Consider the following 22,181-nt stretch of genomic DNA (forward strand, 5'->3'; position numbering starts at 1 on the left):
TTTTTTTAGAAATTTTTGGTATTTTTTTGTCATCCTGAGGAACGAAGGATCACACTAGAAGCTCCGTTTCAATAATCGCCAATCTTTGTCGAGTCACTAGTGTGATCCTTCGTTCCTCAGGATGACAAAACTGTACCCAATAAAATAATTATACATAACAACTATTTAATCACTTTTTGAAATTCCCAACTCCTTCTTTAAGCCAATTCGTATAAAACTCAATATTCGGATTATAAGCCGTTGGCATATTCAAATTTTCTCCTTTGTGATCGATTAAAACATAATATGGCTGTGCATTTGTTTTGTATTTCAGAATTTGAAATTCACTCCATTTCTGGCCGATATATTTTAATTTCTTGCCCGATATTTTTGATATAATTTGTTCGTTTTCAGCAAGTGGCCTTTTATCATCAACGTATAATGAAATTACGATTACATCATTTTTTAATTGTGATAAAACTTGTGGATCAGGCCAGACACGTTCTTCCATTTTACGGCAGTTTACACAGGCAAATCCTGTAAAATCTAACATTACGGGTTTGTTTACCTTTTTTGCATAAGCCAATCCGGTTTCATAATCACGAAAAACGGTGATTCCTTGCGGACCTTCTTCTGCGCCTTCCGGCAAAGCTTCAGTACTGTTTGTTGTTGCCGACATTCCGATTCCGTTTGGCGATTCGCTGTATTGTTTTGGAGGAGGAAATCCACTAATCCATTGCAGCGGTGCGCCCCATAATCCCGGAATTAAATAAATGGTAAAAGCTAAAACGACGATTCCAAAACTTAATCTTCCAACAGAAAGATGTGTTACAGGCGAATCATGCGAAAGCTGAATTTTTCCAAATAAATACAATGTCAAAGCGCTAAATATAGCAATCCAAATTGCCAGAAATGTTTCTCTTTCGAGTAAATGCAATTGTAAAACCAAATCTGCATTAGACAAGAATTTAAAAGCTAAAGCCAATTCTAAAAAGCCTAAAACCACTTTTACAGAGTTTAACCATCCGCCCGATTTAGGCAATGAATTCATCCAGCCCGGAAAAGCGGCAAAAAGTGTAAAAGGCAAAGAAATCGCCAATGAAAACCCAAACATTCCGATAATTGGTGCTAAACCTCCCTGACTTGCCGACTGAACTAATAATGTTCCAACAATTGGTCCTGTACATGAAAATGATACAATCGCTAAAGCCAATGCCATAAAAAATATGCCGATTACGCCACTTTTCTGCGAATTATTATCGACTTTGGTCAGCCATGAACTTGGTAAAACAATCTCGAAAGCGCCCAAAAATGAAACCGCAAAAACGACCAATAATCCGAAGAAAATTAAATTAAAAAAGACATTTGTTGCTAAAGCATTTAAAGCATCTGCACCAAAAATTGTGGTTACCAATGTTCCTAAAGCCACATAAATAATAATGATAAAACAACCGTATAATAGAGCATTTCTGATTCCGGCTGCTTTATTTTTACTTTGCTTGGTAAAAAAACTAACAGTCATTGGAATCATCGGGAAAACGCAAGGTGTTAACAGGGCTGCCAAACCTCCTAAAAAGCTCAAAATAAATACACTCCAAATATTTTGATCTTTCGGTTTGTCCGTGTTTTTTGTAACAGCATTGTCTTTTTTGATTTCTGTTTTTACAGGAACTTCTGTCTTAACGGTATCTTCTTTTACTGTTGCAATTGTGTCTGTTTTTTCAACTTCTGCAATAACTTTTGTTTCCTGCTTTACATCGCTTTTTGGAATTTCAAAAACAAAATCTCTTTCGCTTGGCGGTAAACAACTTTGATCGTTGCAAACCATAAATTCGATTGTTGCATTTACGCGAAATGCTTCGTTATTTTTTCGTTTTATTTTTTGTGTAAAAACAGCTTTGGTTTCAAAAAGCCTGATTCGGATTCCAAAAACCGGATCATCAATTTCGTGACCAGTTGGTTCAATTACGCCGCCTTTAGCTGTATAATTTTTAGATTTTGAAAATACAAAACTCGTTGGCATTGGTCCGTTTGCTGGAACTTTTTGAGAATACATGTGCCAGCCTTTTTCAATTTGAGCTGTAATAATTAATTCATAATTATTGCTGTCTAGTACTTTTACAGAGGTTTTAAACGATACGGGATCGTAAATTTGGGCAGTAAGATTGTGTATCGCAAAGAAAATTGCGACAATCAAAAATATTTTTTTCATGTTCTGGAAGTTTGCTGAGTTTAAAGTTCAGATTTTATGTTATTTTCTCATTTTTGTCATCCTGAGGGAGGAAGGATGACAAATAAGCATTGTCAGGCTGAGCGGAGTCGAAGCCCGGGTGCCAATTGTAGCGCCCTTCGACTTCGCTCAGGGTGACAACGTCTTCGCTCACGGTAACAAACTAAGACTTTTTATAACGAGCCAAAATCCATTTTGAAATATCATCGAGAACTTCCGGTGCAAAAACCTCATCTAAATCTTTGATTTCTTTCTGTGTACAGATGATACAATGCTGATACATGTGGTTTAATCCCGGATAAATCCTGGTTGTCAGGTCTTTCGTTTTAAGATATTTCTTAAATGAGTTTATATTTTCTAAAGCAGGAACCTGAATGTCTTTTTCTCCATTTGCAATCATTACCGGAATTGTAATCTTTGGCAGATAATCTTCGGGATTGTAATGAATGGTGTAGCGATACCACTTTCTGTCTGCATCTTTAGAATATCGGTATAAAAAAGTCTGATCACGGCCATCCCACAATTGTACTTTTTTTAAGATTACTGAATCTTGTTTCTGCATCCAGATTTTCATTTTTTCTTCGATTACAGGTTTTGTAGATTCATCGTCTTTTGTATCGTAAACTGCTTTGAAAAGAATATTGTATAACTCCATTTGTTTGGCAACTACTTCATCTGAAAAATTAAAACTTTTCAAAATCGCCGTATTTTGAAGATTTAGCATTTCGAGTCCGCTTACTCCTACTCCGGATAAACTGATCATAAATTTTACATCTTTGTTTCTCGAACTTACAATTGATGCAATCATGCCGCCTTCGCTATGCCCGATTAAACCAATATGTGAAGCATCTACCGTTTTATCGTTTTTTAGCCAGGCAATTTCTTCCTCAATATCATCAGCAAAATCTCCGGTTGTCGCGTTTTCAAAATCTCCGGTTGTTTTACCAAATCCGCGATCGTCTACGCGCAGCGAAGCGATTCCGTTTCGCGCCAGATAATCTGCTAAAACCGTGAACGATTCTCTTCCCATAAAGGTATAATTGCGATCGTGTTGTCCGGTTCCTGAAATTAAAATAGCAAGCGGATATTTCTTTTTGTTCTTCGGAATTGTCAATGTTGCGCCATAAGTGAGTTTGGTATTTTTCCCTGAAAAGGTAAAATCCTTAACTTCATACGGATATGGTTTCTGAGGATGTTGTGCAAAATATACAGGCTGAATTTCAGTTTGTTTCTTTAAAATAACAGCTGCATTTGGAATCGAATAATTATTAAAAACTCCATTTAGCGCTGTTTTGTCTGCATTGTATTTTCCTTTAAAGGAGAAACCATACATTTCATTTTTAAATGAAACACTATCTGAAACAACTTTTACTGCTACCTTATTTTTTATTTCTAATTCAGGAATATTCAATAAAAGAGAATCGAGGTTTTTGCTGTTTAAATCGCCAGACAAAACAATTCTATAAGAATGGTATTGTCCCTGCCAGATGGTTTGTGAAAAACCTATCTGACAGCACAATACTAAAATGCTGAGATATAAAAAATTAACAATTTTCATTTTATAATAATCTTTAACTAAATTATTTTTTCTCGGCTTTTAAATATTCTATAATGATCGAAATCTCATCGGCTAATGCGCTTGGGCTACCAAAATAACCTGTAGATTGCCATCTTAATTTTCCGTTTTGGTCAATAATCATTTTTTGTGGAATTCCGGAAAATTTAAATGCTTTTGCATATTTTTCATAGGTCTCATCAAACTTTCCGGTTTTTGAATTTTTTCCATCATAAAGAATGGTAAAATCATATCCTTTTTCTTTGATGAAAGCCTGTGTTTGTGCTTTAAAATCTTTGATATATTCCTGAGTATCTACAAAGTAAAAATTTACGTTTGCATCTTCCTGATATTTTTTAACAGCCATTTGCATTCCCGGCATTGCATTTTTACAAGGTCCGCACCAGGTTGCCCAAAAATCAAGTACAACGATTTTTCCTTTTAAGTCGCTTAATTTCACTTTTCCACCTTTAGAGCTCTCTAAATCAAAGCTTTCAATTGGTAAATTAATTAATTCTGAAATCAGTTTATTTTTGTGTTCCTGAATATTATCCTGAGATTTCAGTGAATTTAAATAAGCTTCAAAACCAGTTGCTGCTCCACCTTCTTTTAAATAAATTTCTTTTAAAGAAGCTAACATTGCCGGCGTTGTATTGTTTTCTTTAATACAAATTGCCATGTATTCTTTAGCTTCGGCAGTTTTGCCTTCTCTCAAAAGCATTTTGGTATAAACCTCATTATAAGTAGCATCTTTGTAGCTTAAAATAGGTTTTATCTTTTCTAAATATTTTTTCTCTCCTTTATAATCTTTAAAGATTTCTAAAATTTTAGCATACGTGAAATATTCTCTTGCACCATATTTTAATGCTTGTTCCTGCCATTCTTTCAATGATAATTTTTGCGTATATTCTTTTGGAACATAAGCTTCTCTCGCTTCCATTTCTGCAATAATTGCATCGGCATATTTTTTCAGTGTTTCTATTGATGCTGCTTCTGCGCCCTCACGATCTCTGTCAAAAGGAATACTTACCAAATGCCAGCTGTAATCTAATAAAAGATTGAAAGAAACTTTTTTAACGCTGTTGATGGCAAAATTGTAGTCTTTGTTTTTTACAATATAATTATAGGCGATGCTTTTAAATAATTTATCGTTGTAAAGATTTTCAATATCGGTAGTAACATCTAAGAATTTTTCTTTTGGAAAGTTCTTTTCAAACTCTGTGTACTGTTTTATTTTTTTGTCAAAATCAGCTTCAGAGAACATTTTTTTAATCTCGTTATCGCGTGCTAAAACTCCTTTTGGATATTTTTTAAGCAATACTTCCTGTACTGAATCTGTAAAAATTTTATTTGCTGGCTGTGCTAATAAATTGAGTGTTCTTGTAACATTATATTGATCTTGATTATCCAGTTCGTTTGTCAATATAAATCGGACTTCTTTTTTGATACGATTAGAAAAATCACCGCCTCTCACAATTTGAGCTACTTTTAAAGCATTGTAAAAAATCTTTTTACGGCTTTCCGGATGATATTGTAATTCATAATTTACCCACATTACTACTACAGAATCTTTAATATGAGATGATTCTTCAACAATATTTGGCACTTCATCTGCAAAAACAGGACTGCGCAACATTCCCCAGCCAATATAAGCTCCGGGAGATGCCTGCAACATCCAGCTGTAGGTAATTTTACCTCCTTTATCTACCAATGTATCAGATGTAAAAACACACGTAATTAATGCTGCATGATCTGAAAGTTTTACTTTTGTCTGCCATTTTTTATCTCCGGCAGGTTTTAAAGTAATATCGCTAATATTCCATTTAAAATTATCATACATATACAGTCTTCCTGAAACTTGCTTTGCATCTTTAAGGATAGTTGTTGTTGCATCATAAGTAATGGTGATTTCGGTTCCGGGTTTTGGCAGCTCTGGCGTAACATCAAATATTTTAGTTTGATCCTGCGCATACATAGATGCATTGACACTTATAAAAAGCGCTAATATTTTTAGTATTTTCATTTTTTTTTTGATTTTATAAGCACGCCTATGTAGGTTTAGGCGCGCTATAAATAATTTTATGTTTTAATTATTTTGTTTTAGATCTGGTGCATAATCAAAATAAATAGTAGCAAAAGGAAATTGATAACGATTACCGCCCGGCTCAATAGTATAGGTTTGATCGAGATATGTATGTGTAATCGTTTTTGCAAATCGTGGGTCTTTATTTAAACGTTTTAAATCTGCCCATCTGAAACCGCCTCTTCCCATTAATTCTTTTCGGCGTTCAGCCAAAACTTTAATTAGGGCGTCATTTGCATCAACAGCTATTAAGTCTGTATAATCTGCTGCTTTAAAACGTTTTTTTCTTAATGTATTTATCGTAGTCATTGCTGCTCCTGCATTTCCTGCTCTGGCTTCACATTCTGCTTTAATTACGTACATTTCAGGAACTGTTGGTCCTGCATTACGGCCATCACCAGATAAAAATTCTTTAGAATAAGCTCTTCCTTGAGGAAGCGATCCGTATGTCATTGTGTTTAATGATCTTGTATATAATTGATATCTAAGATCTTTGGTGTCAAATGAATTTAATAATTCGTCACTTAATGATAAAACCGTTGGTGCATACATATAAGTATTTGATTCTTTAGCTAATATATTTTCAGTATCCTGAAAAGTTCTTGGCCATGAATAATCTCCTGTAGTTTGATAATCTTCTAAGTTAAGCAAGTTGTTTTGCAATGCTAATGCTGCTTCTGCATTTTGCAATGCTTCCTGATAATTGCCCATGTACAAATTGGTTCTTGCCAAAAGTGCATAAGCAGAAGCTTTTGACGGAAACCATACGCTTCTTCCTGAATTTACCGGTTTTAATCCTGATGCAATTGCTTCTGTAAGGTCTTTTACTATAAGATCATAAACTTCTTTTACTGATGCTCTTGTAATATTCTCAGTTACAGTTGGCGTTGTTAAAAGCGGTATTCCTAAATCTGTAGCAGCAGTTGCCGGATCATAGGCTTTTCCGAATACATTGATTAAGCTCAAAAATATGTAAGCTCTATGTACTTGTGCTTCTCCTTTTATCGCTAAACGTTCTGCATCTGTTCCATTTTTGCTGGTCATTACCTCAGAGATAATTACATTACAAGTGTACAATGAGGAGTATAATGAATTCATATCACTGTCTCTTTCTCCAACAGGAATAATTTCATCTGCCCATTTATAAGTCTGTACATAAGGCTTATAGTAAGCCGAACCAGAATAATATTTATCAAAATATGCTGCATGGTCATCACGCATTACAATATCATCTGAAGCTACATCAACTAAACCGTAAGTGTAATTAAATGTACTTGCTCCCTGCAAAAGGTATCTGTAATTTACTGTTTCCTCTGGAATTAATTTACCTTCTGTTTTAATGTCTACATAATTATCACAGCTTGTTAAAAGTGTAGATAAAACGCCTATATATATTAAATATTTTTTCATGTTGCCGCTTTTAAAAATTAAAATTGAATCCCATTGAATACATTGCCGTTGGCGGTAATTTCATTTGGCTGCCCGTTAGAGGTAAAAAATCAGGATCGATATTATCGTTGTTTTTTCTCCATATAATTCCTAAGTTTCTTGCAGAACATGTCAATGAAGCATTATCAATAAAAGTATTAGCAAAAAGTTCTGATAAATCATATTTTAATGAAACTTCTTTGAAACGAATATGATCACCATCGATTACGCGATCATCACTAAATCTGTAACGTGCATAACTGTAGCCAGACATTCCTCTTACTCCAGGAACGTTTGTTGTTGCTTCGTCTCCCGGATTTCTCCATCGTTGATCGATTTCTGAATTTAAATCATATCCTTTAAAGCTTCCGTATCTGTCTACATACATATCAAATGATGGTTTAAACAATACATAATCTAATTTGTATGTCGCTAAAAGATAAAGAGAAAGCTTTTTATAGGTTAAATTAGCACTTAAACTTCCGTAATATTTAGGTGTAGAAGTTCCCATGTATTTCATATCTTCAATATTGGTCAGGGTTGTATTTGCCTGTACAATATTTCCATCTTTATCATATACCTGAACAGATCCTGCATTATTTAATCCTGCATTTCTAAAGGCAAAAACACTATTGGTTCCGTAACCAACAATTGGTGCTGTACTTCCTGATCCGTTTAGGATATTTGTAAAATTCGAAAATCTTGAATCTGTAACTTCGTTCGTATTATAAGAGGTAACTAAATTTAAATTAAATTCAAAGTCTTTGGTTCTAACGATGATTGCATTTAAATTAAAATCAATTCCATGTCCTTCTAAAGTCGATGCATTTCTTACTAACATGCTGTTTGGAACTCCATAAAAAGGAGAAACCGGAAATTCCTGAATTAAATCTTTACTATTTTTTTTATAGTATTCAATAGTTCCATTTATACGATAATCAAACATCGTAAAATCAAGACCAAAATTCATTATACCTGTTTTTTCCCAACGCAATGCCGGATTGGCTGCCGCCGAAACAAAAGCATAAGGCTGTTGTGAATACCTGTCAACATCTGCCAGAGAAATATTAGTAAAAGGAAATGTCGTTAAACTAATGTTTCCATTGTATCCGTAACTTGCTCTAAAACTTAAATTATCAAATAACGTTGCGTTTTTCATGAAATTTTCTTTCGTAATATTCCATTTAAAACCTGTAGACCATAAAGGTGTTCTTCTATAACTTTTATCTACACCAAAATTGTTATAATCATCTAAACGTGCACTTCCTGAAAGCGTATATTTATTATCATACGTATACGATGCATTTCCGTAATACGATAAAAAGCGGCGTGTCTGGCTTTTTAATGAATTATTATAACTAACTCCCGTAGCATATCCATAAATAGTATTAGGAGTACTGGAAGGAAGATCTATAGAAGTTTGCGAGGTTTCGTTATATCCATATAATGTACCTGTCTGGTTCGATTCTTTTGTTTCTCTAAACTCGATTCCACCAAGAACATCTATCGAATGTTTATTTGCCAAAAGCGTATTGTAAACTAATTGGCCTCTTCCTGTATAACTGTCTTTACCAAACCTTGAACTCTGATTAATTCCTCCTAACGGAACTCCGTGAACAAGCTCATTTGTAGACGGATCAAGATAAGTATACAGATTGACCATATCTCTGGCAAAATAAGTATTGGCGTTAGAGAACTTATTGTTGTCCAGATTAGATTTTTCAATATAATAAGTTGCTACAGCATCTAAACCTTTTAATAAAGGTGCGGTAACTGATATATTAGCCGAATAATTTTGCTCTTTTAAGTTTGTATCAGCATTATTTAACTCATCTATATAGTTGTATGTCCATGGTAAATAACCCTGACTTTGCAATCTTTGCGTATCAGCACTATAAAAACGTCTGTCGTATGATACTGAATTTCCTGCATTATCTACTATTTCATTATAAGGTAAATAAGTAGTTAATGAAGATGCCAATGGCGTTAATCCTATACCGTTTTGAGAAAAATTAAAAAAAGAGCCTTTTAAACTTGTACTTACTTTTAAGTAATTTAACAATTTAAAATCCTGATTTACAGTAAAAGTCATACGTTTACCACCAGTACCAATCGCTTGTGTTTTTTCGTTAGAAAAAGATGCTGATGTAAAATAGGAATAATCATTTTCGCCTCCGCTAAAAGAAAAATCATACGTATTTGACTCTGATGGACGCATCAAATATTGTGTTACCTGATCGTAATTATTTCGTCCTCTTAAAATATCAAGCTGCTCATTTTTTTGAACCGTTGTAATTGTTCCTCTTTTTTCCTGAAACATATACTCTACTCCCTGGCTGATTGGTGTTGAATAGTATAAACTACCAGCTGCGGCTGCAGGATCTGCAATTACACCTTTATCTACTAATTCCTGCTCCAGATTTAAAACCTGAGAAGAATTCATTAATGGTAAACTTGATAAAGAAGCTTTATTAGCAATGGCATAATTTTGAGAAGCACTAAATCTGGTTTTTCCTTTTCTGCCTTTTTTAGTTTCGATTACCATAACACCATTAGCAGATCTTGCACCATAAATAGAAGCTGCTGCAGCATCTTTCAGAAACGTTATTTTCTCTATATCTTTTGGGTTTATGGTTCTGATGTCTAACTCGGTTGGAGTACCATCTAAAATAATCAACGGCATACTGTTCGCACTATAGGTAGACTGACCTCTGATTCTAAAATTATAACTTCCGTTACCTTGATTTGAACCAAATAAATTACTGTAAACAAATGAGTTATCAGAATCCTCAATATCAATTGCCAAACCTGCAACCTGACCTTCTAACTGATGCATTACGTTTGATACCGGAATTTTTTCTAAATCTTTTGATGTAATTACAGAAACAGATCCTGTTGAACGATTTTTTGAAATTTTTTGATATCCGTTATTCACGACAATTTCGCTCATTACAGATACTTTTTCTTTTGCAGTAATTATAAGATTGGACCGACCGTCAATATCTAATTTACTGGTTTCTATCGTTAATCCTGAAACTTCAATTTTTCCGTTTGCCGGTGCGTTGTGTAAAACAAAACTACCGTCAAAATCAGTAATGGCGCCAACTCTGGTTCCTGTAACCCAAACGTTTACTCCCGGAAAAGGTTCGCCTTTACTATTGATAACACTACCGTGAACTTCGATCGAGCCTGTGCCTTTATTTTCTTTTGCAGTTGAGGCTACTACAATTGTTCTGTCCTGAATACTATAAGAAAATGGCTGACCTTCAAAAAGTATATTTAATGCGTCAATAACACTTTTCTTTTGAATGTTTAGGTTTACTGTTTTTGCATTTTCAAATATCTTGACATTATAAAAGAAAACATATCCTGTTTGTTTTGTAATGCTTGCAAATGCTTTTTGGAAACTAAGATTAGTTCCTTCAATAGTTACCGTATTTGCAGTTTGTGCTGTTGCTGAATAGGCAGAAAAGAGGAAAAATAAAATATAAAGATATTTTAAATAGCTTGTCTTTTTAGCTTTCAATGTGCCCTGTGGTTCTGAACCCGGGAACTTAGTTAATTTTTGATTAGTTAAAAAATTCATTACATTTGAATCGGTTAGTTTAATAATAGAATCGGTTTAAATTTTATTTAGAACTACACTACACAAGTCCAAGGCGCTCGAACGCTTTGGGCTTTTTTTGTGAAGTTCTTGCTGCACGTAAAATTACTGTGTCACAATTACCTCCTTTCCTGAAACTTTAAAGTGTACGTCTTTACTTTCAAGCATTTTAAGTACCTGATTTAATTTTAAGTCTTTTTGAATGGCTCCCTGAAACCTTTCATCAGGAATTTTACCTTTATAAACAACGTCGACATCATACCATCTTTCTATTTCACGCATAATTTCATCGCACTTGGCATTTTCAAAATAGAAAAGTCTGTTTTTCCACGCTACTGAAGATTCTGTATTTACGTCTGCAATTTTCATTAGATGCTGATCTGTAAATACCAAAACTTGTTGTCCCGGTTTTACAAGCATTGAATTATCATTTTCTGTAATTTTAATTTTCCCTTCAAGCAAAGTTGTTTTGATGTTTGGTTCATTTAAATAGGCTTTAATATTAAAATGAGTTCCTAAAACTTCTACTTCCTGCCCGTTTGAGAAGACCTTAAATGGCATTTTTTCATTATGAGCCACTTCAAAATAAGCTTCTCCGGTTAAGATTACAGCTCTTTCATTTCCGCTAAAATAAGTGGGATATTTTAATGATGATCCGGCATTCATCCAGACATTTGTTCCATCCGGCAATTCAATTTGAAATGTTTTTCCGTTTGCCGTTACTAAAGTATTATAGGCAATTTTTCCCTGGTGTTCAGCTTCATTTCCTTCATAACGAATCTGACCGTCTTTGTCTTTCGTAATAACAGCGTTTTCCTGATTGGCAACTACTCCGTTTTTATGATCGCTCAAAACAACCGTTGTACCGTCAGATAAAGTAAGCGTAACGCCTTCTACCGGTTTGTTGTCAATGCTAATCGTTTGTTGTGTTTTGCTGTTATAGGTAAAATATGAAATCCCCATTAACAAAGCTACAGAAGCTGCAATGGCATATTTGTAATATGATTTTTTATTTTTCTTTGGAGTAATCTCTTTATTGATTGCTTTCCAGGCAAGATCAAGATCGACATCATCAATATCGCTTTCGAAGTTATTTTGAACTCTATTAAAATATTCCCTGTTTGAGTCGGACTCATTGTACCATGCATCAAAAATTGATTCTTCTTCTGAGGAAAGAGTATCGTTTATTTTCTTTATGATCAGTTTAAATTCCATTTTCAGAATCTCTTTAAATTAACAATTACTTGATGTAATTTATAACTAAGACAACTGAAACAGATAAATGGGTGACAAAAGATTAAGAAAAAATAAAGAAATAATTAAAAAAAATACAATTAGTAAAATCTTTCTTATTAATGATGAAGAAATAATGCTACTAAAAGTGGTATCGATTCGCCAATTTTAAGTTTGGCTCTTTTTAGTTGTGTTTTGACAGTATTTACAGAAATGCCCAATTCATCGGCAATTTCATTATACTTATAATTCTCAACAAATTTAAGTTTGAAGATTTGTTGCATGCTTTCCGGAAAACTTTCAACGATTTTTAAAACCTGTCTGTAAACAATTGCTTTTTCATCTTCAGAAATAAAATCTAAATCTTCTTCTAAAAGCAACGCCGAGTTTAAATCGATTAAATTTAAATCATCTGTAATTTTAAGCGATTTAAGATAATTCAAACATTTATTTCGCACCATCGCAAAAAGATATGCTTTTAATGAAGTTTTGATTTCGATATTTTTTGCATTTTCCCAAAGCGAAATAAATACTTCCTGCACTACATCTTCACTGGCTTGCTGATCGAATAGGAAATTATTGGCATAGACAACTAACCCTTTATAAAAATGATTGAAGACATTTTTATAAACGGATTTATTTTGATTTTTAAGCTCCTCTAAGACAATATTTATATCCAATGTACTATTTTAAAAAAATCAAATATGATACAAAAAAACAAATCTATATAAATTTAAGTTATCAGCAAATATCAATTCGATTTCTCTGAATAACCTCAAAAATTAGAATAAAATTTAATCGATATTTAGAATATAATAAAAAATCGATATTTTAATTATATTAAAAAAACAATATTAGTACTTATCCTACCCTATTAAAATCAGGGTTTAGTACTATTTATCTTAGCTGATTGCAGTGCTATAACTTATATACGTAAGATTTATGCTTTTCGTTTTAAAAAAATCCAATTGTATTTATTTTTTCAGAGACTTTTTTATTCATACCTGTTCCTTATTTTTTGATGCCACTATTTTTATATCTTTGATTTTAATTCAAGTATCAGTCTAAGCAGATAAAAAGGCTTTTTTAGTACTGAACCTTCAACTCCGTAACATTTAGTTGCGATTAAATCCTGAATTAGTTTTCTATAAAATACCAAGTCGAAAGGCTGCACTTATTTTCAAAAACAAGTTAAAAAATTAGATTCGAAATTATGACTAAACTCCTACAGTATCTTTTCTATATATGCCTATTTACTTTTTTAATTTCACTTAGTTCTTACGCACAAAAAACGAAACAAGAATTGCTTCAATTAATCGAACAAAAAGACTTATCTCCAGAAGAAAAAGGAGATTATTTATGTCAACTTAGTTCGTGTTATAAAAAAACAGATACCATAAAAGCGTATGCTTTTGCAAATCAAGCATTAAAGATTTCACGCGAAGAAAAGTCAATTAAGAGCCAGGCAATCGCTTATGAAGCTATTTCAGACATTGCAAGATTCCTCGATAATGTTCCCAAACAAATAAAATACGCAGATTCGAGTTATGCTTTAGCCATACAATCTAAAGACCCGAAAGCAATTGCTTATGCCAATTATGCCATTGCTTACAAACATGAATTTATTGGTAATAAAGAAAAGTATATCTATTACATGCTAAAATCGCTGGCTTATTTTGAAAAAAACAAAATGAGATACGATAAATTAGTGAATGGATATGAAAATCTGGGTGCTTATTTTATCGATCACAATGATCTTAAATTCTGCAAAAAGTATACAAAGAAAGCGTTAGATTTAGCTTATGAAAGTAAAAACCAGGTTAATATCGCGAATGGTTTAACAAGTTGGGCTCTTTTTTTAGTGAGAAGTGCAGAGCAAAAAACAACCACCGATTTGCATTTGCTAAAAACAGCCGAAAACAATTATTTAAAGGCGATTGCAATATTCGAAAATGAAAAGAAAAAAGGCAATATAAATGGTTCTTACGGCAGAACTTGCTTAAATCTTGCCAGCCTTTATTTATATCATTTTTTTGAAACACAACCTGAAAAAACTTTAGCTTATTTAAAAAAGACAGAAGCCGTTTGTCTTAACTTAAATGAGCCTATGCAACTTATGGTTATGTACGGTCAGCAAGCGCAATATTATACCAACATAAATGATATACCCAACGTTGAAAAGGTATTAAAAAAAGTAACTGAAATTATTGAACACCATCCGGAAATAAACTCCAGATATTATGCTTTGCTCTATAAAAACTATATGGATCTGGCAACTATAAAAAATGATTTTCCTGCTTACCGAAAATATTTTGCTTTATACGACAAAGCTGTTGCCGTAATGATGGAAAAGGAAAACAGAGCCAGAGAATATAATGCTTCAATTCGTTTTGAAACGGAGAAAAAATCGGAGCAAATTCAATTGCTTACAGACAATCTGGAATCAAGAAAAAAGATTAATTATTTGTATATCGCGCTTGTTGTTTTTGTCTTTTTTACGCTTTTGTTTATGTTGCGTTCTTATCATTTCAGACAGCGATCTTATATTAAAACAAATCAGTTGCTTCAAAAAGCAAATGAAGAAGTTACTCTTTTATCCAAAATAAAAGAAGAAGAAGCTATGATTGCTTTATTAGAATTTGAATTAACTGAGAAAGAACTTCAGATTGCGATTCAGGAAAAAAAACTTAACGAGCAGGAAAAAATCAAATTGCAACAGGAATTAATGACCAATAATTTGCAATTAGAAAAGAAAAATGAAGTCCTGAAAGATATTCAGAATAAATTGCTGGTTATGAAATTGGAAAAATCTTCGGATATAAAAACAATTTCTAAAACAATCGACAAAAGTATGGAGGTCGATGATGAATTTGAATTATTAAAAACAAGTCTTGAAAATACCAATCCTGTCTTTTTTTCGACTTTACAGGAAAAAGCTTCGGGCACGCTTACCAAACTCGATTTTAAATATTGCGGCTACATAAAATTAGGAATGAGTACCAAAGACATTGCTAATCACATGAATATTGAAACTCAAAGTATGCGAATGGCGCGCTATCGAATCAAGCAAAAATTAAATCTCGACCGCGAAACCGATTTGGATACGTATATCACTTCAGTTCAATAAATTCAATACTTACGACGCTTTTTTATTCATGAAATAATTTTCTTGTAGATACAAAATAGATACTCAAAAATCTTTTTGTAGATGGTTAGTATATACAAAATCTGATTTTTTAAGGAGTTACATGATTACTTTTGGTTTGAATTTAAAACCTAAGATCATGAACAAAAAGACGCTTTCAATTATTTCGTACATCACTATTATCGGTTGGATTATTGCTTACGTAAACTACAACAAACTAACGGTTAAAGATTCTTTAACGAGATTTCACTTGAAACAAGGTTTAGGAATCGCTATTTTAGGAATCGTAATTTCTGTTGCTTTAACAGTTATTGCAGTTGTGGTACCAACTTTGGCCAGCATATTAAGCCTGGTAAATCTTGCTGTTTTAGTTTTATGGATTATGGGGATCATAAACGCTAATAATGAACAAGAAATTCCTGTTCCTGTAGTCGGAAAATTATTTACAGATAAATTTGATTTTATTAAATAATTGCTCAATGCCAGTATGAAAAAGCAATGTCTCATACTGGCATTATTACAGTATACTTTCATCAGATAAAAAAATGTCTGCAATGGTTTTGATACAGATTAAAATGGAATAATATAGCTAAATCATGATAGAATTAATTACAACTGTTTTACTCACTCTGATAAAATTTGTGTTGCAGCTTTTTTAACACAAACAAAAGTTTAAAAATAATTATATAGAAATAAAATGAAGACAAAAATTATTATTGCAGCATTGATATTAATCGTTTTACAATCTTGTAAAATGGAGAATACACCCGAAGAATATTTCGATATATCTGCTTTAAATACTAATTTATTTATGGAATTTGGTTCTAAGGATTTTGAAAGAATGGAACAAAATAAAAACGGAAACCAACTTATGGCTTTTGATGAAAAAAGTACGTTTCCGGCAAAATCTTATGAGGATCATATTTTGAGATTTAAGGTTCCGTACCTGAAACAATCTATTAAAAAAATAGAAGATTTAAAACCAACAGATGAAACCACGCCAATGATTAATGCATCATTAGATCTTTTTAAATTTGTAGAAGACAAATATGAAAAGGATTATGTGAAAATTGCCAAATTAATGGATCAAAAAGCATCTAAAGAAACTATAGACAAAGCGATTGCAGAAATGGAAGCTGCTAACTTTCCTGTTTTTGAAGAAAAATATAAAAAACTTTGGGATCTTGCCTTACCGTACGCAAAGGATCACGGAATTGAAGTTAATACATTTTAATGCCATTTTAGTAATTACACGCCGATGACTTCATTAGAAATAATGAAGTTTTTTTTTTGAATATAATAGGAAAATCGAAGCGTAATTCTGTAATCATAAATTGAAATAGTATAAGACGAAAACTTCGTAATATCCTTATTTTTAACGTTCTAAAATTATTATGCAAATAAATTAATAACGATAAAAAATAAAATCATGGAAACTATATCAACATCTTTGAAAAATTTTCAAAAACAGAGCCTTCCAAAAATTAAAAATAACGTTTCGGCTATCGAAAGAATTTTAATGGTAACCAGCGGATCCTATCTCTTATATAAAGAATTATCTAAAGAAGATAAAAGTATCGGGAAAATTGGTACCGGAGGCGCAATGCTTTTAAGAGGCCTTAGCGGATATTGTCCTGTTTATGATGCTGTTGATCATTTAAAAAATGGCAAAACATCAAACATCAATATTCGTATAAATAGCGTTATTGAAAAACCTATTAACGAAGTTTATACGTTTTGGCGTGATTTCGAAAACCTGCCAAAATTCATGAACCATATCGATTCTGTAAAACCAATCAATTACAATACTTCAAAATGGACAGCAAAAGGTCCTGCCGGAATTGGAAAATTAAGCTGGACTGCGGAAGTTATCAAAGATGAAAAAGAAAAACTAATAAGCTGGCAATCACTTCCGGATTCATCAATTACAAATGTTGGAAAAATTACTTTTAAATCTAAAGGAAAAGCAACAGAAATTGATGTTACAATTTCATATCAGGCTCCACTTGGGATAGCCGGAGAAAGTGCAGCAAAATTGCTTAATCCATATTTTGAGAAATTAGTAAAGGATGATATTACAAATTTCAAATCTTATTTGGAAGCTCATTAATATTATAACTGAACCTTTTATAAAGACAAAATATCAATATTAGCCATTCTTTTTTGAATACTAATATTGATATTTTGTTTTAAAGTGAATCGTAATTTTTAATTACCAACCCTTAACAGCTCCACCTTTAAATTCGCGAACGGCTGCTGCTTCTACTTCTGCAGATTGAAAAGCTTGTAAAAACTGTTTTACTTTTTCCTGGTTTTTATTGTCTTCTCTGCTCACTACAAGATTTACGTATGGAGAATCTTTATCTTCTACAAACAAAGCATCGCGCGACGGAACTAATCCGGCTTGTGAAGCAAATGTATTGTTGATAATCGCAATAGAAACGTTATCATCATCTAAAGCTCTTGGCAATTGAGGCGCTTCTAATTCTAAGATTTTAAGATTTTTTGGGTTCTCAGTAATATCCGTTACTTTCGGTAATAAACCAACTCCATCACGAAGTTTCAACAAACCGTTTTTTTGTAAAAGCAATAACGAACGACCTCCGTTTGTTGGATCATTTGGAATAATAATCGTGCTTTCGTTTTTCAATTCAGAAAGATTTTTGATCTTTTTAGAATACGCAGCAATCGGATAAATAAATGTTTTTCCAATGATTGCTAATTTATAGCCACGTTGTTTCGATTGTTCGTCAAGATATGGTTTATGCTGAAAAGCATTTGCATCGATATCTCCCTGGCTTAAAGCTTCGTTTGGAATCACGTAATCATTAAAAGAAACCAATTCAACTTCAAGTCCGTATTTATCTTTTGCTACTTTTTTAGCCGCTTCTGCCACTTTATATTCCGGTCCTGTTGCCACACCTACTTTTATAAAATGTGGATCGTCATTTTTACTTTTCCCGCAATTAGCAACAACAAGCGATAAAGCTATAATTCCTGCTGTTTTAAAAAAATTCAGTTTAGTATTCATTATAATATGTTTTAATTTTTAATTCGTAATTATCTATTGAGTATATTTTTTAATCTTAATTCGAAATTTGCTCACACTTTTTTCACGCAGATTTAAAAAGATTTAAGCTGATGAACACAGATTATTTAAATTCAAATCTGCTTAAATATGCAAAATCTGCGTGAAACAAAAATTATCGACTTTTTAATTTTTAATTCGTAATTATCTATTGAGTATATTTTTTTAATCTTAATTCGAAATTTGCTCGCACAGATGCAAAGTTTTTTTCACGCAGATTTAAAAAGATTTAAGCTGATGAACACAGATTATTTAAATTCAAATCTGCTTAAATCTGCAAAATCTGCGTGAAACAAAAATTATCGACTTTTTAATTTTTAATTCTTAATTTTTAATTGATAACTATCTATGGTCAAATCGCTTCGATAAAGTATCTCCAATAAACTGAATCAGAAATACTAAAAGTACCAGCAACGCCAAAACTGAATTCATTGTTACGGCATCATAACCAATATATCCATATTGATAACCTACTTGTCCTAAACCACCTGCACCAACGGCTCCACCCATTGCAGAATATCCTACAAGCGTGATTAAAGTAATTGATGCTGCATTTATTAAAGAAGGCAATGCTTCCGGAAGCAATACTTTATAAACAATTTGAAATGGTGTCGCTCCCAAAGCTCTCGCTGCTTCAATAAGCCCTGAAGGCAAACCTAAAAGACTATTCTCTACAAGACGCGCAATAAATGGTGCTGCGCCAATACTCAACGGTACTAATGCTGCGCTAACTCCAATCGAAGTTCCCACAAGTGCACGCGTAAACGGAATCATCCAGACAATTAATATAATGAATGGAATAGAACGAAAAATATTCACCAAAACAGATAAAGTTCTGTTTAAAACCGGTTGATCTAATATTTGATTTTTTCGGGTAAGAAAAAGTAAAATACCGGTTGGAAGTCCTAATGCGAAACCAAAAAAGCCAGACACGAAAGTCATAACAATTGTTTCCCAGGTTCCTTTTAATAACAATTCAATAATGGAATCAGACATAACCTATAATTTCTGTTTTAATATGTTTTGAAATAAAATATTGGATGGCAGCTTCATAATTTTCTCTTTTGCCTGACAATTCAATCAGCATAACTCCAAAATTAACATCACCGGCCTGATCCATTTGTGCACTGATAATTTTAAAATCAGTGTCAAATAATCTTGAAACTTCAGAAATAACAGGTTCATTTACCGATTTCCCGGTCATTTCAAGCCTTAACAAAGGATTTAAATTTTCGCCATTTTCCTTTTGTAATTTTTCCTGATAAACTGATGGAATATCAAGATGTAAGGATGAAGAAATAAATTCTCTGGTAAGTTCATGTTTCGGATCTGCAAAAATTTCTCCCACACTTCCCTGCTCTATCAATTTTCCGTGGCTGATAACCGCAACTTCATCACAAATTGATTTTACTACTTCCATTTGGTGCGTAATCAACAAAATCGTGATATTAAGACGTCGGTTTATATCCTTCAATAAATTTAAAATAGATCGTGTTGTTGCAGGATCAAGTGCACTTGTCGCTTCATCGCACAAAAGTACTTTCGGATTGTTTGCTAATGTTCTTGCAATAGCAACTCTTTGCTTTTGTCCACCTGAAAGACTTGCAGGATAATCGTTTGCTTTTTCTTCTAAACCAACTAATTGCAATAGTTCAGAAACACGAGTTTTTATAGCTGCTTTTGAAGTTCCGGCAAGTTCTAACGGAAATGCTACATTCTCAAAAACAGTACGTGATGAAAGTAAATTGAAATGCTGAAAAATCATTCCGATTTGCCTTCTCTCAATCGCCAATTGTGCGTTTGATAATTGGATTAACGATTTTCCGTCAACAATAATTTCTCCGGAAGTTGGTCTTTCTAAAAGATTTACACATCGAATTAATGTGCTTTTTCCCGCTCCCGAAGTACCAATTACACCAAAGATTTTTCCCGGCGGAACTTTAAGTGACACATCAGACAAGGCAGAAACGATTCTGTTTTTCTGATGAAAAGTCTTGGTTACATTTTTTAATTCAATCATTTTTTTAATTCAGATTTATTTGAGGCATTGAAACTTTACTTTATAAGATTTAAAATAAAAAAGCCTTTCAGGTTACTATGAAAGGCTTTTAATATAAATACTATATTTTTTATGTAGAAGCCAGACTACTTAATTGCATTGTAACAGTACAACACATCAACATGTTGCAGCTATAATGCTTTGTATTCTGGTTATTGTTTCTCATTGCTGCGGCAAATTTAAAGAGTTTATTTTGAATTTTGCTTCAAAAACAAGAAAACTTTTTATAGCCTATCAAAATAATAGACTACTATATCGATTACAACGATTTTATTTATGAATAAATTATAATTGGTATATATTATATTAAGTATGATTTTTTTGCTACAAATTTCTCAGATTAAAAAGATTCAAAAATGTTCTCTTTAATTACTATGTGTTATTTTTCACGCAGATTCTGCAGATTTTGCAGATTTTTTATAATCTTTTTAATCCTTTAAATCTGTGGCAAAAAAAATAAAGACGCAATAATTGCGTCTTTACCTAATAAATAAAAATATAATTTGGTTTGTTATTTTTTATCAATTCTATAAAGTCTTCCTTCGTCAGTTACAGCATATAATGCTGCGTCAGTTCCTTGAGTTACGTCTCTAAAACGTTGATTTTCTGAAGCAAGAAGTCTTTCTTCACCAATTACTTTGTTATCTCTGATTGCAAGACGAACAATATGTTTTCCGCTTAAAGCGCCAATGAAAAGATTGTTTTCCCATTCCGGAACACGATTTCCGGTATAAAAAGTCATTCCGCTTGGCGAAACAACCGGATCCCAGTAATAAACAGGTTGTTCCATACCGTCTTTTTTCTGGATACCGTCACCAATTTTTTCTCCACTATACTCAATTCCGTATGTAATTGTAGGCCATCCATAGTTTAGTCCGCCTCTTACCCTATTAATTTCGTCACCTCCGCGTGGTCCGTGTTCTGCCAGCCAAACTTCTCCAGTTCCGGGATGAAGCGCCAATCCTTGCGGATTTCTATGTCCGTAAGAATATAATTCAGGTAATGCGCCTGTTTCAGTAAAAACAGGATTTCCAGATGCCGCAGCTCCGTCTTTCGTTATTCTGACCACTTTTCCTAAACCTGTAGAAACAGATTGTGCTAATGGTCTCGTTTCAAGTACAGAACGTTCTCCCGTACTTACTATAAGATTTCCTGTTTTATCAAAAAGAATACGTCCGCCATAATGTAGCGTACTTGCATTTGCAGGATTTGCGCGATAAATTACCGTTGCTCCTTCTATTACAGTTTCATTTGTTTCTAATTTTCCTTTAGCTACTGAAGTTTGATTTTTGCCCGCTGTCACTTCAGAAAATACCCAGTAAATCATTCTGTTGGTAGCAAAATCAGGATCTAGGCATAAACCTAATAATCCTCCTTGTCCCGCAGAGTTTACAGCAGGAATTCCTGTAATAGGCGCGCTTACTTCTCCGGTTACTTTAACGATTCGGAAATTCCCGCCTTTTTCAGTAACTAGTAATCTACCGTCAGGTAACACTTTTACTCCCCAAGGACTTGCTAAAGCAGATGTTATAATTTTTGCTTCAAAAGCTGTATTCGTTTGTAAACCATTTATACGGGTCTGACCTGTAAACGCCGGTGCATAAGTAGTATTAGGTGCAGTAGTTTCTACCGGATTTGTAACGGTTCCCGGATCAGTATCAGGATTTTTGTCATCATTTGAGCAGCTTGTAAAAGCTAATAATGTTCCTGCCAGAATCGCGATGTAATGAAGTTTTTTCATGGTATTTGGGGGTTAAAAATTAAAAAATATAAATCG

General features: G+C 32.9%; 15 protein-coding genes. 4 read left to right on the forward strand and 11 right to left on the reverse strand.

Features of this window, described 5'->3' with window-relative positions; all coding sequences use genetic code 11:
- Nucleotides 1-169: 169 nt before the first annotated feature.
- From GKZ86_RS08110 to GKZ86_RS08140, 7 genes are all read right to left on the reverse strand, one after another.
- Nucleotides 170-2,191, reverse strand: a complete 2,022-nt coding sequence (locus GKZ86_RS08110) for a protein-disulfide reductase DsbD (RefSeq protein ID WP_154782611.1) — start codon at nt 2,189-2,191, stop codon at nt 170-172.
- Between the two features lie 181 nt (nt 2,192-2,372).
- Nucleotides 2,373-3,767: a S9 family peptidase gene (locus GKZ86_RS08115; RefSeq protein WP_154782612.1), complete on the reverse strand. Its 1,395-nt coding sequence runs from the start codon at nt 3,765-3,767 to the stop codon at nt 2,373-2,375.
- Nucleotides 3,768-3,789: 22 nt separating this feature from the next.
- Nucleotides 3,790-5,787, reverse strand: coding sequence for a TlpA disulfide reductase family protein (locus GKZ86_RS08120; RefSeq protein ID WP_154782613.1), 1,998 nt, complete (start codon nt 5,785-5,787; stop codon nt 3,790-3,792).
- A 63-nt stretch (nt 5,788-5,850) separates the two neighbouring features.
- Entirely contained in the window at nt 5,851-7,257 is a 1,407-nt protein-coding gene (locus GKZ86_RS08125; RefSeq protein ID WP_154782614.1) for a RagB/SusD family nutrient uptake outer membrane protein, read from the reverse strand.
- Nucleotides 7,258-7,267: 10 nt separating this feature from the next.
- The gene (locus GKZ86_RS08130) at nt 7,268-10,861 is read right to left on the reverse strand and encodes a SusC/RagA family TonB-linked outer membrane protein (RefSeq protein ID WP_154782615.1); all 3,594 of its coding nucleotides are present in this window, start codon (nt 10,859-10,861) and stop codon (nt 7,268-7,270) included.
- A gap of 123 nt (nt 10,862-10,984) precedes the next feature.
- Nucleotides 10,985-12,094, reverse strand: a complete 1,110-nt coding sequence (locus GKZ86_RS08135; protein WP_154782616.1) for a FecR family protein — start codon at nt 12,092-12,094, stop codon at nt 10,985-10,987.
- A 137-nt stretch (nt 12,095-12,231) separates the two neighbouring features.
- A complete protein-coding gene (locus GKZ86_RS08140; protein ID WP_154782617.1) occupies nt 12,232-12,792 on the reverse strand; it encodes an RNA polymerase sigma-70 factor in 561 nt (186 codons plus the stop codon).
- Nucleotides 12,793-13,325: 533 nt separating this feature from the next.
- Here GKZ86_RS08140 and GKZ86_RS08145 point away from each other — a divergent pair.
- The 4 genes from GKZ86_RS08145 to GKZ86_RS08160 all read left to right on the forward strand — a co-directional run bounded on the left by GKZ86_RS08145 (nt 13,326) and on the right by GKZ86_RS08160 (nt 17,367).
- A complete protein-coding gene (locus GKZ86_RS08145) occupies nt 13,326-15,239 on the forward strand; it encodes a hypothetical protein (RefSeq protein ID WP_154782618.1) in 1,914 nt (637 codons plus the stop codon).
- 157 nt (nt 15,240-15,396) lie between these two features.
- Nucleotides 15,397-15,729 carry a DUF4870 domain-containing protein gene (locus GKZ86_RS08150; RefSeq protein WP_154782619.1) on the forward strand — a complete coding sequence of 111 codons (333 nt, stop codon included), beginning with the start codon at nt 15,397-15,399 and terminating at the stop codon, nt 15,727-15,729.
- Between the two features lie 225 nt (nt 15,730-15,954).
- Nucleotides 15,955-16,491, forward strand: a complete 537-nt coding sequence (locus GKZ86_RS08155; protein WP_154782620.1) for a hypothetical protein — start codon at nt 15,955-15,957, stop codon at nt 16,489-16,491.
- A gap of 195 nt (nt 16,492-16,686) precedes the next feature.
- Nucleotides 16,687-17,367, forward strand: a complete 681-nt coding sequence (locus tag GKZ86_RS08160; protein ID WP_154782621.1) for an SRPBCC family protein — start codon at nt 16,687-16,689, stop codon at nt 17,365-17,367.
- A gap of 102 nt (nt 17,368-17,469) precedes the next feature.
- On the opposite strand, the gene metQ is transcribed toward GKZ86_RS08160, so the two are convergent.
- The 4 genes from metQ to GKZ86_RS08180 all read right to left on the reverse strand — a co-directional run bounded on the left by metQ (nt 17,470) and on the right by GKZ86_RS08180 (nt 22,145).
- A complete protein-coding gene (metQ, locus tag GKZ86_RS08165; protein ID WP_154782622.1) occupies nt 17,470-18,288 on the reverse strand; it encodes a methionine ABC transporter substrate-binding lipoprotein MetQ in 819 nt (272 codons plus the stop codon).
- Nucleotides 18,289-18,687: 399 nt separating this feature from the next.
- Nucleotides 18,688-19,341 (reverse strand): methionine ABC transporter permease MetI, encoded by a 654-nt coding sequence (gene metI, locus GKZ86_RS08170; protein WP_154782623.1) that lies wholly within the window; start codon nt 19,339-19,341, stop codon nt 18,688-18,690.
- Nucleotides 19,334-20,365, reverse strand: coding sequence for a methionine ABC transporter ATP-binding protein MetN (metN, locus tag GKZ86_RS08175; protein ID WP_154782624.1), 1,032 nt, complete (start codon nt 20,363-20,365; stop codon nt 19,334-19,336). Before metN ends, metI begins: the two co-directional genes overlap by 8 nt.
- A 550-nt stretch (nt 20,366-20,915) precedes the next feature.
- Nucleotides 20,916-22,145, reverse strand: coding sequence for a PQQ-dependent sugar dehydrogenase (locus tag GKZ86_RS08180; protein ID WP_154782625.1), 1,230 nt, complete (start codon nt 22,143-22,145; stop codon nt 20,916-20,918).
- Nucleotides 22,146-22,181: the final 36 nt, after the last annotated feature.

It is taken from the genome of Flavobacterium sp. LC2016-13, assembly GCF_009707955.1.
Classification (GTDB): domain Bacteria; phylum Bacteroidota; class Bacteroidia; order Flavobacteriales; family Flavobacteriaceae; genus Flavobacterium.

Coding starts and splice junctions, on each gene's coding strand:
- GKZ86_RS08110 (WP_154782611.1), bottom strand. CDS start 2,191: ATGAAAAAAATATTTTTGATTGTCGCAATTTTCTTTGCGATACACAAT.
- GKZ86_RS08115 (WP_154782612.1), bottom strand. CDS start 3,767: ATGAAAATTGTTAATTTTTTATATCTCAGCATTTTAGTATTGTGCTGT.
- GKZ86_RS08120 (WP_154782613.1), bottom strand. CDS start 5,787: ATGAAAATACTAAAAATATTAGCGCTTTTTATAAGTGTCAATGCATCT.
- GKZ86_RS08125 (WP_154782614.1), bottom strand. CDS start 7,257: ATGAAAAAATATTTAATATATATAGGCGTTTTATCTACACTTTTAACA.
- GKZ86_RS08130 (WP_154782615.1), bottom strand. CDS start 10,861: ATGAATTTTTTAACTAATCAAAAATTAACTAAGTTCCCGGGTTCAGAA.
- GKZ86_RS08135 (WP_154782616.1), bottom strand. CDS start 12,094: ATGGAATTTAAACTGATCATAAAGAAAATAAACGATACTCTTTCCTCA.
- GKZ86_RS08145 (WP_154782618.1), top strand. CDS start 13,326: ATGACTAAACTCCTACAGTATCTTTTCTATATATGCCTATTTACTTTT.
- GKZ86_RS08150 (WP_154782619.1), top strand. CDS start 15,397: ATGAACAAAAAGACGCTTTCAATTATTTCGTACATCACTATTATCGGT.
- GKZ86_RS08155 (WP_154782620.1), top strand. CDS start 15,955: ATGAAGACAAAAATTATTATTGCAGCATTGATATTAATCGTTTTACAA.
- GKZ86_RS08160 (WP_154782621.1), top strand. CDS start 16,687: ATGGAAACTATATCAACATCTTTGAAAAATTTTCAAAAACAGAGCCTT.
- metQ (WP_154782622.1), bottom strand. CDS start 18,288: ATGAATACTAAACTGAATTTTTTTAAAACAGCAGGAATTATAGCTTTA.
- metI (WP_154782623.1), bottom strand. CDS start 19,341: ATGTCTGATTCCATTATTGAATTGTTATTAAAAGGAACCTGGGAAACA.
- metN (WP_154782624.1), bottom strand. CDS start 20,365: ATGATTGAATTAAAAAATGTAACCAAGACTTTTCATCAGAAAAACAGA.
- GKZ86_RS08180 (WP_154782625.1), bottom strand. CDS start 22,145: ATGAAAAAACTTCATTACATCGCGATTCTGGCAGGAACATTATTAGCT.